At 44.0% G+C, this 12,974-nt stretch carries 19 protein-coding genes and 1 tRNA gene; 14 read left to right on the forward strand and 6 right to left on the reverse strand.

What is annotated here, in order from left to right:
• Positions 1-13: 13 nt before the first annotated feature.
• Complete coding sequence (locus B5444_RS04530; RefSeq protein WP_079654048.1) at positions 14-367, forward strand: hypothetical protein; 354 nt, start codon at positions 14-16, stop codon at positions 365-367.
• On the opposite strand, the gene B5444_RS04535 is transcribed toward B5444_RS04530, so the two are convergent.
• Positions 347-1,276: a glycosyltransferase family 9 protein gene (locus tag B5444_RS04535; protein WP_079654049.1), complete on the reverse strand. Its 930-nt coding sequence runs from the start codon at positions 1,274-1,276 to the stop codon at positions 347-349. The two genes, B5444_RS04530 and B5444_RS04535, sit on opposite strands and share 21 nt — an antisense overlap.
• Complete coding sequence (gene moaD, locus B5444_RS04540; RefSeq protein ID WP_079654050.1) at positions 1,269-1,505, reverse strand: molybdopterin converting factor subunit 1; 237 nt, start codon at positions 1,503-1,505, stop codon at positions 1,269-1,271. Before moaD ends, B5444_RS04535 begins: the two co-directional genes overlap by 8 nt.
• 71 nt (positions 1,506-1,576) lie before the next feature.
• Between moaD and rpsF the strand changes: the two genes are divergently transcribed.
• From rpsF to ccsB, 5 genes are read left to right on the forward strand one after another with little or no spacing between them, the layout of a single operon-like run.
• The gene (gene rpsF, locus B5444_RS04545; RefSeq protein WP_079654051.1) at positions 1,577-1,915 is read left to right on the forward strand and encodes a 30S ribosomal protein S6; all 339 of its coding nucleotides are present in this window, start codon (positions 1,577-1,579) and stop codon (positions 1,913-1,915) included.
• Positions 1,905-2,330 (forward strand): single-stranded DNA-binding protein, encoded by a 426-nt coding sequence (gene ssb / locus B5444_RS04550; RefSeq protein ID WP_079654052.1) that lies wholly within the window; start codon positions 1,905-1,907, stop codon positions 2,328-2,330. Before rpsF ends, ssb begins: the two co-directional genes overlap by 11 nt.
• A 12-nt stretch (positions 2,331-2,342) precedes the next feature.
• On the forward strand, positions 2,343-2,561 hold the full coding sequence (gene rpsR, locus B5444_RS04555) for a 30S ribosomal protein S18 (RefSeq protein ID WP_079654053.1): 219 nt from the start codon (positions 2,343-2,345) through the stop codon (positions 2,559-2,561).
• Positions 2,562-2,572: 11 nt separating this feature from the next.
• Entirely contained in the window at positions 2,573-3,016 is a 444-nt protein-coding gene (rplI, locus tag B5444_RS04560; RefSeq protein WP_079654054.1) for a 50S ribosomal protein L9, read from the forward strand.
• 19 nt (positions 3,017-3,035) lie between these two features.
• A complete protein-coding gene (gene ccsB / locus B5444_RS04565) occupies positions 3,036-3,956 on the forward strand; it encodes a c-type cytochrome biogenesis protein CcsB (protein WP_079654055.1) in 921 nt (306 codons plus the stop codon).
• On the opposite strand, the gene B5444_RS04570 is transcribed toward ccsB, so the two are convergent.
• The 3 genes from B5444_RS04570 to B5444_RS04580 are packed head-to-tail and all read right to left on the reverse strand — an operon-like array spanning position 3,953 to position 7,129.
• Entirely contained in the window at positions 3,953-5,179 is a 1,227-nt protein-coding gene (locus tag B5444_RS04570) for an EAL and HDOD domain-containing protein (protein WP_079654056.1), read from the reverse strand. The genes ccsB and B5444_RS04570 overlap by 4 nt on opposite strands.
• Before the next feature lie 17 nt (positions 5,180-5,196).
• Complete coding sequence (gene flgG / locus B5444_RS04575; RefSeq protein ID WP_079654057.1) at positions 5,197-5,985, reverse strand: flagellar basal-body rod protein FlgG; 789 nt, start codon at positions 5,983-5,985, stop codon at positions 5,197-5,199.
• Between the two features lie 13 nt (positions 5,986-5,998).
• Positions 5,999-7,129, reverse strand: coding sequence for an NAD(P)H-dependent flavin oxidoreductase (locus tag B5444_RS04580; protein ID WP_079654058.1), 1,131 nt, complete (start codon positions 7,127-7,129; stop codon positions 5,999-6,001).
• A gap of 32 nt (positions 7,130-7,161) precedes the next feature.
• Between B5444_RS04580 and cysM the strand changes: the two genes are divergently transcribed.
• From cysM to B5444_RS04610, 7 genes are all read left to right on the forward strand, one after another.
• Positions 7,162-8,106, forward strand: a complete 945-nt coding sequence (cysM, locus tag B5444_RS04585; RefSeq protein ID WP_079654059.1) for a cysteine synthase B — start codon at positions 7,162-7,164, stop codon at positions 8,104-8,106.
• Positions 8,107-8,180: 74 nt separating this feature from the next.
• Entirely contained in the window at positions 8,181-8,348 is a 168-nt protein-coding gene (locus B5444_RS07845; protein WP_331711502.1) for a helix-turn-helix domain-containing protein, read from the forward strand.
• Between the two features lie 57 nt (positions 8,349-8,405).
• Positions 8,406-8,732, forward strand: a complete 327-nt coding sequence (locus tag B5444_RS07850; RefSeq protein ID WP_331711493.1) for a hypothetical protein — start codon at positions 8,406-8,408, stop codon at positions 8,730-8,732.
• A 109-nt stretch (positions 8,733-8,841) separates the two neighbouring features.
• The gene (hypA, locus tag B5444_RS04595; RefSeq protein ID WP_079654060.1) at positions 8,842-9,183 is read left to right on the forward strand and encodes a hydrogenase maturation nickel metallochaperone HypA; all 342 of its coding nucleotides are present in this window, start codon (positions 8,842-8,844) and stop codon (positions 9,181-9,183) included.
• Positions 9,184-9,253: 70 nt separating this feature from the next.
• On the forward strand, positions 9,254-9,496 hold the full coding sequence (locus tag B5444_RS04600) for an AbrB/MazE/SpoVT family DNA-binding domain-containing protein (RefSeq protein WP_079654061.1): 243 nt from the start codon (positions 9,254-9,256) through the stop codon (positions 9,494-9,496).
• The gene (locus tag B5444_RS04605) at positions 9,493-10,128 is read left to right on the forward strand and encodes a flagellar hook assembly protein FlgD (RefSeq protein ID WP_079654062.1); all 636 of its coding nucleotides are present in this window, start codon (positions 9,493-9,495) and stop codon (positions 10,126-10,128) included. The genes B5444_RS04600 and B5444_RS04605 overlap by 4 nt, the downstream gene beginning before the upstream one ends.
• 1 nt (position 10,129) lies before the next feature.
• A complete protein-coding gene (locus B5444_RS04610) occupies positions 10,130-11,500 on the forward strand; it encodes a flagellar hook protein FlgE (RefSeq protein ID WP_079654063.1) in 1,371 nt (456 codons plus the stop codon).
• Positions 11,501-11,515: 15 nt separating this feature from the next.
• Here B5444_RS04610 and B5444_RS04615 read toward each other — a convergent pair.
• A tRNA-Phe gene (locus B5444_RS04615) sits at positions 11,516-11,588 on the reverse strand.
• Between the two features lie 76 nt (positions 11,589-11,664).
• Between B5444_RS04615 and B5444_RS04620 the strand changes: the two genes are divergently transcribed.
• Positions 11,665-12,960, forward strand: coding sequence for a lipid II flippase MurJ (locus B5444_RS04620; protein WP_079654064.1), 1,296 nt, complete (start codon positions 11,665-11,667; stop codon positions 12,958-12,960).
• Positions 12,961-12,974: the final 14 nt, after the last annotated feature.

Raw genomic sequence — 12,974 nt, forward strand, 5'->3', positions numbered from 1 at the left:
GGGGGTAATAAACATGGACAGGACCTTGTACTTACTTGAGGACATGCTGCTTAGAAGCGTAGAGGAGGAAATAAGGGAAAGGTACGAAGAGGTCGCCTCCATGTATTCCCATAACATGGAGGTTATGAACATAGCCAAAAGCATCCTGGGTTTGTGTCAGTACATATACGATGTATACAGAGACATACCCAATCCAGAGAGAAAGCTGGACGAAAGCTTGTACTCTACACTCTACTCCATACTCAAGGACTTTAGCATAACCCTTTACGATCTAACAATAGCTGAAGGTGAACAACTTTACTACGTTATCTCCTCAGCCTATCAAAAGATAAACAGCGCTAACAATCTACTTGAGAGGTTCTACTAAACTCAAAGCCTCTTCCACTATCCTCCGTGGATCAATTTCAAGACATCTATAGTCTGCGTACTTACACTTGCCTTTTCCATGTACATCACAAGGTTGGCAATCCAACCCTTTGATGAGATACTTACCTTCATCCTCAAATACAGAAAAGCCAAGGGTGGGATGAGTTCCACCATAGATCTGCAACACTTTTGTCTTTACAGCCCTGGCCATGTGCAAAAGTCCCGAGTCGTTACCTATAAAAAGCCTAGCCAGCTTTAACACTGCCAAGGTATCTACCAATGATAGCTCTCCGCATAGGTTCAGAGCAAGCGGGTGCTTAACAAGATCCCTCTCCTCAGCACTTCCCACCAAAACAACCTTAAAACCCAGACCTATGAGCTTGTTTACAACTTCTTCAAAGTATGGATAACGTTTTTTCCTGTAACGTGCTCCTGGACCGACTGCTATAAAACCCTCCCCCACTTTTTCCCTCAAAAGATTTAACCTCTCCTGAGAGACTTCTATCTTAGGCCTTATATGGTTAACGCCCAAGATCTTCCCATAGCTTTCAAGGACGTTGTAGGGTTTTCTGAAAACCTTGAAGGTCACAGAGAGTCTCCTCCTTATGGACTGCTTGTCGTAAGAGAGCCACCTTCCCCTTATCAATAACCTTAAAAGCATACTCCTTAAGTTTTTGTGAAGGTCTATATACAGGTCAAAACCCTTTAGGATGTTTACAGTCTTTAGAAGCTCGTCCTTCCTTATCTGGATTACCTCCACCCTTTTATCATCGCTAAAAAGCTCACCGTAAGGTTCAAAGGTTAAAAGAAAAGGTCTGTAGCCTAAGCTTATGAGTGGATCAAACAAGGAAGATACAAGGACCACATCGCCGAGGGATGAAAACCTTACAAGCAGTGCTTTCTTATCCACCGCTGACTGGAGGGATAAGGGCTACCCTCTCGCCTCCCTTTAAAGGGAAGTCATCGTCCACGTACTCTTCGTTCACTGCTACTTTAGAAGCTTCTATAAGATGCCTAAGATCTGGATACCTTTCGGAAAGGTATCCTTTGAGATCCTTTACGCTTCCTTGAAAGTCTATATCCTCTTGAGACTTCTTTAGCTTCTCCCTGATTATGGAAAAGTACATCACCTTAAGCATTAAGGTATATAATATACATCGCTTCCCAGGTTTAGCTTGGGAGGCCAGGATTACTGTCCAGGAGGTATGAGATGGGTAGAAAGTTTTACAAGACTCTGCGCTATTACGAAAGTGTGTTCGTGCTCAAGCCTACCCTCACAGAGGAAGAAGTCCAGAAGGTCTTAAAAGACGTAAGGGACTTCATCCAGAAGAAGGGTGGTGTTATACTGACCGAAGAAGACTGGGGTCTAAAGCAGCTAGCTTATAGGATACAAAACTTTATGCATGGTAGATACTTCGTCTTCCAGATAAAGACGGAAAACCCGCAGCTACCCAACGAACTTGACTTCTTCTTCAAGATAAATGACAACATTATCAGATGGCTTAACTTCCAGGTAAAGGAAAAGGAGGTAAAAGCAATTGCTCAATAAGGTCCTTATAATAGGACGGCTTACAGGTGATCCCACCTTTCAGTATCTTCCTTCAGGTGCTAAGGTGGCTGAGTTTACCTTAGCTTACAACAGAAGGTATAAGGTAGGTGAAGAGTGGAAAGAAGAAAGTCACTTCTTTGACGTGAGAGCCTATGGTAGATTGGCAGAAGATCTTCCTACTAAGCTTTCTAAGGGATATCTTGTAGTAGTAGAAGGTAGACTTACTCAGCACAGGTGGATAGACAAAGAAGGGAACAAACGAAGTAAGGTACGGATAATCGCAGAATCTGTAAGGATTATAAGTAAACCAAAGGTAGAGGATACCATAGAAGAAGAAGTTCTGCCAGTTGAACGTTTTGAAGATCTTGACTCAGAAGAGCACAAAATAGAAAACGATGAAGACATAGTCTTTTAAGGAGGTGGTATTATGCAAGTGAAAAAACCAGCCAAGAAAACTTGTTATTTCTGTGAGCAAGGAAAAGACCCAAGCTACAGGGATTATGAAGAGCTAAGGAACTTTATGTCCGAAAGAGGAAGAATCATAGGTAGAAGGCAAACGGGAGTCTGCGCAAAACATCAGAGAAAGCTCTCTGTTGCCATAAAGAGGGCCAGACAGCTAGCACTGTTACCATACGTGATCATGTAGGAGGTAAGAACATGAAGGTAATACTCCTCAAGGATGTAGAGGGTTATGGAACTATAGGCGATATAGTGCAGGTGAAAGACGGCTTTGCCAATAACTACCTTATACCGAGAGGATTGGCTCTTAGAGCCACACCTTCCAACGTAAAGCATGTGCAGAGTATACTGCAACAAAAAGCTAAGAAGCTTCAAAAAGAGAAGGAAAAGGCAGAGAAGCTTGCTAAGGAACTTGAAGGTCTGGTGGTAAGCATAAAGAGAAAGGTGGGTGAAAAGGGTAAGCTGTTTGGTTCTGTGACCGTGAACGAAATCGCTCAAGCTCTTCAAAGCTTAGGATACGACGTAGACAGGAAGAAGATACTGCTCAAAAACCCTATAAAAGAGGTGGGCATGTACACGGTGGCCATAAAGCTCCACCCTGAGATAGTGGTAAACATAAAGGTTGATGTACAGCCAGAGTAGGATATATTAAAAGACCATCATGAGAGAAATCGAGTACAAAGGAACCAAGTCTGTAGAGTATTCCAAGTTTTTATACTTCTTGCCCTTCCTCTTAGCCCTTCCGCTCTCTTGGGTACCCATTGACAACCTTTTGTGGTACCGCCTGGCACTTTACGGATATGGCCTTTCTTCCATTCTTTACCTACTGAACCTTTTCTTAAGGTCTAAAGCTTTGGGCAGATGGGCTACTTTGAGCCTTTACCTGTCGCTGCTTTTAAACCTTATAGCTATGGGAAGGAGAACTTACCAGACCTATCAGATGGGGGCCTTCCATCCACCGTGGAGCAACCTCTTTGAAGCCCTTACCTTCTGGGCTTTCATGGTGGGTGTTTTGTACCTTATTTTGGAGCTAAAGTACCACGTTAGGCTTCTGGGTGCCTTAGTGGTCCCAGTATCCTTCTTACTTTCCCTGTTTGCAGACGTATACGCCGTCAAGGAAATAACTCCACTTATACCCGCACTAAGAAGCTATTGGCTTTACTTCCACGTGGTTACAGCCTTCTTAGGTTATGCTGGCTTTACTGTAGCCTTTGGGGGTGCCCTTCTGTACCTTGTGAAAGAAAAGTTTCCAAACCTTTCCTTCCTTCCTTCAAAGGATCTTCTGGAAGAGATATCCTATAAAGCTGTAGTCTTGGTTTTCCCTGTGTGGACTTTGTCAATAATACTAGGTTCCCTATGGGCTTACGAGGCATGGGGTGGCTATTGGAGTTGGGACCCTAAGGAAGTTTGGTCTCTGATAGTTTGGTTATTCTTTGGAGCTTACCTTCACGCTAGACAGATGCTAGGCTGGAAAGGTAAAAGAACTTCCTGGATGCTCGTCTTTGGATACATTACAGTGCTTATCTGCTTCTTTGCTATAAACCTCTTCTTCCCAGGACTTCACAGCTATGCAAAAGATTAAGAGGTATAACTAAGAAGCTTTTCTGATTCCTTCTTGGCTTGTTGGATTATATCCTCTATGTGTTCCTTGGAGATGTTGAGAAGCCTAGCCACCTTTCCCAACAGACTTTCGTTCTTGTTCACATCTTCAAGTAGATTACTTATAGACAACAGGAAGCCTATTTCGTTGGGCTTTCCTTCGTAAGCTTGGATTATGTCCTCATCCAAGGATAACTCCCTTGCTACTTCCTCTGGACTCTGGTTTAAAGCTTCACTCGCCGTTGAAAACAGGCCTGCAAGGTAGGCTTTTTCTTTTATATGGGGTGCGTATATACTTGCGAGCTTTTCCATGAGGATGGCTTTAAAGAGGGCTTTCTTCCATATCTCTATGTCATCATCGTCTGCGAAGACTTCAGAGAGAGCAAGAATAATAGTGAACTTTACCAGATTATCTAAGCCTAAATACGCTACGGCTTCATCCACCGTAGATATCCTTTTGGGTTTTGGAAAGTAAGCAGAGCTTGCAAACTTTAGAAGCTTGTAAGTAGCTCCAACATCCTTTTCTAGCACTTCCACAACATTTTTTATATCTCCCTTCTTTAATGCTTCATAGAGTTTTAGTATAGTGGTCTTTATAAAGGCTACCGTTCTTGCATCTTTCACACGGATAGGTTTGGCCAGATAAAAACCCTGGAAAAAGTCAAACCCTAATTCTATCGCGAATTCGTAATCTTCCTTGGTCTCTATATTTTTTGCTATTATTCCTTTTTTAAGGTCCTTCAATATACCGATCACTTCAGTGAGTTCTTCTTCATCGTACGGACTGTTTTTTATGTCTATCTTCACATAATGACACTTGTTCAGCAAAGGTAGGTAATCTATTTTCTCAAAGCCAAAATCATCTATGCAAAATTTAAAGCCTCGTCTTAAAAGGACCTTTATGTTCTCATAGAATGTGCTGCTCAGCCGTTTATTTTCAACAAGTTCAATACCTATGTATTCTGGGGGTAATAAATCAAACATGGATGCTTCTAAAAATATGGCTGGTACGTTTATAAACAGGAGCTTGCCACCACCTACGTTCCTAGGGCCCAGCTCTGTTATTACATCTATCACTATGCTTGTAGCCTTTAGAGGATCTACACCTTCTGGATACTTACCAGAAGTGGTTTCCTCAAGAAAAAGTTCATAGAATACTAGCTCTCCTCTTCTGTTATAGATCCCCTGTTTATAAACGCCATACATCAAGAAGATATTCTACACTATCTCTTCAGATTAGCTACTTGACCGAGCATTTCATCAGAAGCTATTATCGCTTTGGTGTTGAACTCGAAGGCCCTCTGGGCTATTATGAGGTTTACCATCTCTTCCACTATGTTTACGTTAGAAGCTTCTAGGTATCCCTGCATTATGGTGCCAAGTCCTTGGTTCCCTGGGTTGTCTATTATGGGGTCGCCCGAGGCGTCCGTCTGTATGAAGAGGTTGTAACCTATCCTCCTTAAACCAGCTGGGTTTATAAACTTGGCCAGTTCAAGCCTTCCTACCTCTTCCACGTTTGTAGCTCCTTGTCTTAGCACAGATACAGTTCCATCAGGTCCTATACTCACGCTTATGGTGTCCGGTGGTATAGTAATCTCTGGATCTAGAGGATAACCGTCCGTGTTCACTAGCCTGCCGTTGGCATCAAGTTTAAACTGGCCGTTCCTAGTGTAGGCTATGGTTCCATCTGGAAGGACTACCTTAAAGAATCCATCTCCTTGTATGGCAAGGTCAAAAGTATTGCCCGTTTGGATTATGTTTCCCTGCGTAAAAATGCCGTAGGTATCTGCCACGTACACACCTAGACCTATCTGAAAGCCTGCCGGAGTCCTTGTGGCTGGAGATGTAGGCGCTCCTGGGTCTCTTACCGTTTGATACACCAGATCTTCAAAGGTAGGCCTCATCTTTTTAAAGCCTACGGTGTTAACGTTGGCCATGTTATGAGATATCACATCAAGGTTTGTCTGCTGGGCTGTCATCCCAGAAGCTGCTGTCCAAAGGGCTCTAAACATGATACCCCCTCCTTTAAACTGTTTTAGCAGGCTCCTCTACCGTAGGATCTGGAATTTGACCCGTAAGCATCTTTATAAGCTCGCTCACGTGTATTATGCCCTGCTTTTTCAGAAGATGTCCGTTTGCTCCACTTATGAAGATGCCTTCCTCGTAGTTTCCAAGCCAGGCAGCTCCAAGTCTGTCAGCTATACAAAATCCTACCTTTTTGGCTTCTTCTCCTTTGTTGCAGGGTGTTATGCAGTGAGATATGCAGCCTTGCCAGCCGTTGTAACCAGCTAAAAGCCTTTCCACAAAAGGAGTTTTGACCACCCTTAATGGATACCCCACTGGAGACTTTAGCAATATTATGTCTTCTTCTTCAGCCTCAAGAAGTATACGCTTGTATATCTCGGGTGCGTCACACTCATGGGTGGCTATAAACCTAGTAGCCATTTGAACTCCTGCAGCTCCGGCATCCATGTATGCCTTTATGTCCCTGTAGCTCCATACACCACCAGCTACTATTACGGGTATACCACCCCATCTGTTTGCCTCTTCAAGCACTGAAGGAAAGAGGTTTTCAAGCTGGTACTCTTCCATGAAGCACTCTTCGTACTTGAACCCTTGGTGTCCACCCGATTTTGGACCCTCTAAGATAACGGCATCGGGCAATCTCTTGTACCTCTTTTCCCAGGTCCTGCATATGAGGTTGAGGGCCCTGGCCGAGGAGACTATGGGCACGAGAGCTACGTCAGCATCCTCTGCATACTCAGGAAGCTTTAGAGGAAGACCGGCACCTGAAATGATAAGGTCAGCTCCTGCTTCTATAGCATCTTTTACTACCCTTCCGTAGTCGGTTATGGCACAGAGGATGTTGACACCTATTGCACCCTTTCCTTCCGATATCCTTTTAGCTTCCTGTATCATGAAGGTTAAAGCTTCTTTACTGTGCGTGTAGATAGAACCTATTGGTCTTCCAAATTTGTCTCTTTTTACAAGGTTTGGGAATCTGTAACCTGTACCAACCGCAGATATGACTCCTACAGCTCCTTCCTTTGCAACAGCTCCAGCTAGCTTTTCCCAGGAAATGCCAACCCCCATACCCCCCTGGATTATGGGTATAGGGACTACCTTATTCCTCAATTTCAACGGTCTTAGATCCATCACTAAATAATATAATACTTGTCTAAAGGGTAATGTGGATATTAGGAGAACATGACGAACCCTACAGAAAGGCAAGAAACTCCATCCTAAACCTTGTGGGAAACACGCCCCTGGTCAAGATAAGAAAGGTACTGCCTAAGGACATATCGCCAAAGGTAGAGATATACGCAAAGCTGGAGGGTTTTAACCCTGGAGGATCTGTAAAAGACAGGCCTGCCCTTTCCATGTTCCTTGACGCCATAAAGAGGGGTCTAATCACTGAAGGAAAGGTGGTAATAGACGCTACCTCAGGAAACACAGGCATAGCCCTGGCTATGGTAGGAGCAGCCCTTGGAGTACCTGTGGAGCTGGCCATGCCGGCGAACGTAAGCGAGGAGAGGAAGAGGATAATAAAGGCATACGGGGCCAAGGTGTACCTTACAGACCCTCTAGAAGGAACAGATGGAGCCATTCTCTTTGTGAGGGGGTTGGTGGAGAAGAACCCAGAAAGGTACGTATACCTTGACCAGTACAACAATCCAGCAAACTGGAAGGCTCACTTCTACTCCACCGGTATAGAAATATGGCATCAAACAGGGGGAAGGGTTACGCATCTAGTTGCCGGTATAGGTACAGGTGGTACCATAATGGGTACAGGAAGGAGGTTGAAAGTTTACAACCCAGATATACAGGTGATTGGTGTCCAACCAGCCTATCCCTTCCACGGTATAGAGGGTCTAAAGCACATAGAGAGCTCTATAAAGCCAGGCATATTTGACGAGAGCTTTTTAGACAGGACTATATTCGTGGAGACGGAGGACGCTTACGAGATGACCAAAAGACTTGCATTGGAAGAGGCTATTTTTGTAGGTCAGTCTTCTGGGGCTGCACTATGGGCTGCACTACAACTGGCAAAGGAATTAGAAGAAGGTCTTATCGTGGTTATATTCCCAGATGGTGGAAGTAAGTATCTCTCTACTGCACCCTTCAGGGATTAAATTTTTAAACGCAGGAGGTGAAGTGGTTGGGTAGGCTTAGCGACAGGCTCAAGTAAGAAAAAAGGCTTAAGATAATAAGGACTGCATGCAAACTATTTTCTGAAAAGGGTTACTACAACACTACGATACCAGACATAGCTGAAGCTCTTGGGATAAGCGTAGGTAACATATACAACTACTTTGAATCCAAAGAGGAGTTGGCAAAGACGGTGATGATGACTGTATCCTCTTGGATAGCTTAGCGTCTAAGAGAAATAAACGAAAAGGATATAAGTGCCAGAGAGAAGATAAAGGAGATAGTGAGAACGTTTTTTGAGCTAGCTATAGAGGAGCCAGAGCTCATAGAGTACTTTTTGAGGGTATTCTTGGCCAACAGGGAGGTCTTCTCCGGAGGATGCGAGGGCTTTGCATGCGTGGGTGAGGTGGTCACAGAGATAATGCTCTTTCTAATGGACGGTGTACAGAAGGGAGAGCTTAGAAATACAGACTTCTTCGTAGCTTTTACCACCCTTATGGGTCCACTCGGTGGTCTTGTCTTCCTGCATGGTGAAGGTGTTCTGGAAAAACCCTTAATGGAGTATGTAGAGGAACTTTCTTTAACCCTTTGGAACGCAGTCAAGGCCTAAAGGGTTGTATTTATAGTGAACGATCATTAATTGGAGGTAAAGCTATGTGTCAGGAGTGTGGATGCTCCTGGATCCACCCACAGGCATACTCCTGCCGAGGATATGTTAAATGCATGAGTTTTCTATAGTCCAAAGCCTTATAAGCCTCATAGAGAAGTATGCAAGCGAAGAAGGTGCAAAGAGTGTAACTAGGGTAGTGCTGCAGATAGGTCCTCTTTCCGGTGTGGAACCTCACCTTTTGGAGGTAGCCTTCAACACCTTCAAGGAAGGTACAGTAGCAAACCAAGCTGTTTTGGAGATAGAGAGAACAGATCTCGCGATTTACTGTGACTCTTGTGGTAAGGAGTATTCTAAAAAAGAACTTAACATACTGTGTCCAGTATGCGGAAGCTACGGAAGGGTGGTAAAAGGAGATGAGCTCATACTTAAGAGCCTCGAGATGGATGTTTAACAAGTGTTTGACAGTTAAACAATATCAAACTGTTTGACAGAGTCATGCAGTCTGATTATCTTTATACTTCATGGAGGACGTAGCAAAGATAATGGCAAGAGGTTTAATAACCCTTCCGAGTGAGATAAGAAAGAAAGTAGGTCTAAAGGAAGGTGACATGGTTAAGGTAGAAGTAAGGGGAGAGGAGATAGTCATAAAGAAGGAAAAGAGAGTATTTGACCTCAAAGGGGCCCTGGGTGGCTCTGACCTAACCCAGAAAACCTTCGCCCAAATTTTGGCAGAGGAATTAAAGAAGGAGGGGAAAAAGCTATGAATGAAACACAATCCGTAGCCCAGTCTACGCCAAAGATACTGCCGCAGGACTATACGCCGGGAATAGACAACCTTTCCTCGGATGACTTTCTGAAGATATACCTTGAAACTCTAAAGTATCAGGATCCTTTCCAAGAGCAAGATTTCTCAAAGATGCTCGACGATATGGTAAAGCTAAACCAGGTAAAGTACATGAACTACACCGAGAACTTCTTTAACAAGCTGACTACTCTCCTTAACCAGTTTACCTTTCTGCAGAGTCTGTCTTTGATAGGTAAGAGCTTCATATTCTCCGCGGATTCTCTAAACCCAACCACGGGCCTTGACTACTATCTAGTTTCTCCACAAGCTGTAAGCAACGCAAGAGTTGATTTTGTTGACAACGCGGGCAATGTGGTCAAAAGCGTGCAGATGAATCTAGACCAAGGTCCTAACCGCCTAGACATATCTGGACTTCCCTATGGGGACTACGCTGTAAAGGTCTATGTAAACGGTCAGGAAGTGGACAGTGTAAAACTTGGATACTTAGCAAAGGTAGTATCTTTAAGTCTCCAAAACAACAGCCCTATTCTTGAGCTAAGCAATGGGTCTTATGTAGACCCTTACAAGATAGTATACGCTGGAGGGGTATAACATGCTTAGGAGCTTTTTTAACGCCATCACAGGTTTAAATGTCCACAAGATTTGGATGGACATAACCTCTGACAACCTTGCCAACGTAAATACCACAGGCTTCAAAGCAAGTAGACCCATATTCCAAGACGTAGTGTCCTCCGTGATAACAGGTCTAAACACGGTCACAAGAACTTTAAAATCCACCACTTTTGGAGCAGGCGCAGTAGTTGACAGCACCCAGAAGATATGGACTATTGGAAACTTCAAACAAACGGGTGTGAATACAGACTTAGCCATAGAGGGTAGAGGTCTTTTCATAGTCGTAGATCCTGTTACCAATGTACGTTATTACACAAGAGATGGAGAGTTTAGGATAAACAGGGAAGGATATATGGTCAATGCAAACGGACTTAAGCTACAAGGTTTTAAACTGGACGAACAAGGAAAGATAATAGGTACAGGATTGGAAGATATAAAAGTGCTTCAGCAAATTGATCCAAAGGCCACCTCTACTATAAGGTTCCTCTCACCCACAAACCTAAACGCTGGAGCAAACATACCAATCAACCCCTTCAATCCAACAGACCCCACAAGCTACAACTACAAGTACACTATAACCATCTACGACAGTTTAGGAACACCTTACCAAGCCGACCTTTTCTTTAGACGCACAGGGCAAAACACTTGGAACATATACCTAAGGGCTGATACAGACCCTAATACACCAGGCTACGAAGTGTCTGGCGACTGGACAGGTGTGACCTTTAGTACAGATGGTAAGATAATCTACGACAACGCGCAGGTTCTAAGGGAACCAAGCATTGACGGAACAAAGTTTTACTACTACCTTAACCCAGCAAACCTTACACTACCGGCCTCTACACCAAGCGGTGGTACTTTTCCACCACCAAACCAGTGGAGGATATACGTAGGTGAATCTCTGCAGTCTGCAAACGTAAACGTAGGAACTCCAGTATCTGACCCCTATATTACACAGTACAATTCAGACTTTGTAGTTACCGCTGATCAGAATGGTTATGCAAAGGGTAACTTGGTAGATGTCTATGTGCTTTCGGAAGACGGTTCTGTTGTAGCTGTCTACTCTAACGGTAAATCCTTGCCTCTCTATAGGGTAGCTCTGGCTGTCTTTACAGACCCAGAAGAGTTGATAAAGAAGGGATCAAATCTGTACACATCTATACTTACACCCACTATTCTGGCTGCTGGAGGTTCAGAAAAGGTAAGGTCTGGAATGCTTGAAATGTCTAACGTAGACATAGCTACAGAGTTCATAAACCTTATATCCGCCCAAAGGGCTTACCAGGCAAACGCTAGGGTTATAACTTCTTCCAATACTGTACTGGAGGATACGATAAACCTTATCAGGTAATAGATAGGATTTTTATGGCCCAGGGCGGACTCGAACCGCCGACACCACGGTTTTCAGCCGTGTGCTCTACCAACTGAGCTACCGGGCCTTATCTATTAATATTATATATTATACTACACAAACTTTAGTAAGGCAAGAGGTCAAGCCTGGTATAATCTAAGCAAATGCTAAGCAGGTATTTGAATTTTTCCAAGCCGGAAAGGATCCTTGAAGCCGTTTTAAAAACATCCCTCATAAACCTGTTTGCCAGGGGTTTTGGCTACCTTAAGAACCTCTCCATAGCCATTCTACTCGGCTTTTCCCACCAGACGGATGGCTTCTTTATGGCTTTTTCCTTGATGGGGATATTTTTGATCTTTGTTGATGTTTTTGATTCCATAGGTGTACCAAACTTGGTAGTGGCAGGACAGCAGAGCAAAGAGGAGTTTGAAAAGCTTGCTGGTCTACTTTTGACTTTCACCACCATACTGGCTTCTCTTCTTACCCTCTTGGCCTTCCTCTCCTTGCCCTTGCTCCTTAAAGTACCCTTGGGCTTCGAAAAAGTTGCCATAGAGTACACGAAAACCTCTTTTGTGCTACTGCTCCCTTACCTCTTCTTTTCTTTCTTCTTCCACCATTTTGGCGCAGTCCTGAGAAGCCAAAGGCTCTTTACTGTCTACTTTGTAGGAGAGCTCCTCTTTTCCTTTTTCAGCTTCCTGTTCATAACCGTAGGGCTCTACCTCTACAGAGACTTCAGGGTGATACCCATCAGTGTCTCTGTAGCTCAGCTGTTTGCAACCCTGTACATGCTCTACATGGGGAGGCAATACATAAGGTTTAATCTCTTTTTAGACGACAAGGCTAAGCTTATGCTAAAGCATTTTCTCTACCTTGTGGCTCTATACGGAGTCTTTCACATCTTTATAGTGGTTGACGGGGCTTTTGGTTCAACCCTGGGGGAGAAGGGAGTTTCCGCCCTCACCTACGGTCTTATGCTTGCCTATGCTCCAACCGGGGTTTTGAAGTTTGAACACATGGCCATAACCTCCCTCTCTGAAGTCCGAGGCTCCATGGAAAGGCTAAACTTCTACCTTAAAAGGCTTTTCCTGCTGGGTATTACCTTTGGACTCTTTGTGTTCGTCTTTGCCGACCTGCTAGTCAAGGTCTTCTTTGGCCATGGTGCGTTCACCCACACGGATGTAAGCCTTACGGCAACGGCTACCAGGTACTATGCCCTTTCCCTGCCCCTTGCTCTCCTATGGCCTGTCCTCTACAGGGTATTCCAGATAAGGAACAACCTACTTCCTGTTTTCTTCCTGGCTATTGTAGTAGTAATAGTAAAAGGTGTTATTAACTATCTTTTGGTCATGCTCATGCATCTTGGCATAGTGGGTGTGTGTCTTGGGACCTTCTTTGCCTACCTGATGCTGTGCGCCCTTGGTTACATTATCCTGAAGAAGATGTATTATAATCATGCCTAAAAGGAGGGAACTTT

This window comes from Thermocrinis minervae (assembly GCF_900142435.1).
GTDB lineage: Bacteria > Aquificota > Aquificia > Aquificales > Aquificaceae > Thermocrinis_A > Thermocrinis_A minervae.

Excerpts from the sequence above, each read along its gene's own strand:
- ccsB (WP_079654055.1), top strand. The coding sequence starts at position 3,036 with ATGAGAGAAATCGAGTACAAAGGAACCAAGTCTGTAGAGTATTCCAAG.
- B5444_RS04530 (WP_079654048.1), top strand. The coding sequence starts at position 14 with ATGGACAGGACCTTGTACTTACTTGAGGACATGCTGCTTAGAAGCGTA.
- rplI (WP_079654054.1), top strand. The coding sequence starts at position 2,573 with ATGAAGGTAATACTCCTCAAGGATGTAGAGGGTTATGGAACTATAGGC.
- rpsF (WP_079654051.1), top strand. The coding sequence starts at position 1,577 with ATGGGTAGAAAGTTTTACAAGACTCTGCGCTATTACGAAAGTGTGTTC.
- B5444_RS04610 (WP_079654063.1), top strand. The coding sequence starts at position 10,130 with ATGCTTAGGAGCTTTTTTAACGCCATCACAGGTTTAAATGTCCACAAG.
- B5444_RS04580 (WP_079654058.1), bottom strand. The coding sequence starts at position 7,129 with ATGGATCTAAGACCGTTGAAATTGAGGAATAAGGTAGTCCCTATACCC.
- cysM (WP_079654059.1), top strand. The coding sequence starts at position 7,162 with ATGTGGATATTAGGAGAACATGACGAACCCTACAGAAAGGCAAGAAAC.
- B5444_RS04620 (WP_079654064.1), top strand. The coding sequence starts at position 11,665 with ATGCTAAGCAGGTATTTGAATTTTTCCAAGCCGGAAAGGATCCTTGAA.
- hypA (WP_079654060.1), top strand. The coding sequence starts at position 8,842 with ATGCATGAGTTTTCTATAGTCCAAAGCCTTATAAGCCTCATAGAGAAG.
- flgG (WP_079654057.1), bottom strand. The coding sequence starts at position 5,985 with ATGTTTAGAGCCCTTTGGACAGCAGCTTCTGGGATGACAGCCCAGCAG.
- B5444_RS04570 (WP_079654056.1), bottom strand. The coding sequence starts at position 5,179 with ATGTATGGCGTTTATAAACAGGGGATCTATAACAGAAGAGGAGAGCTA.
- B5444_RS04600 (WP_079654061.1), top strand. The coding sequence starts at position 9,254 with ATGGAGGACGTAGCAAAGATAATGGCAAGAGGTTTAATAACCCTTCCG.
- rpsR (WP_079654053.1), top strand. The coding sequence starts at position 2,343 with ATGCAAGTGAAAAAACCAGCCAAGAAAACTTGTTATTTCTGTGAGCAA.
- moaD (WP_079654050.1), bottom strand. The coding sequence starts at position 1,505 with ATGCTTAAGGTGATGTACTTTTCCATAATCAGGGAGAAGCTAAAGAAG.
- B5444_RS04605 (WP_079654062.1), top strand. The coding sequence starts at position 9,493 with ATGAATGAAACACAATCCGTAGCCCAGTCTACGCCAAAGATACTGCCG.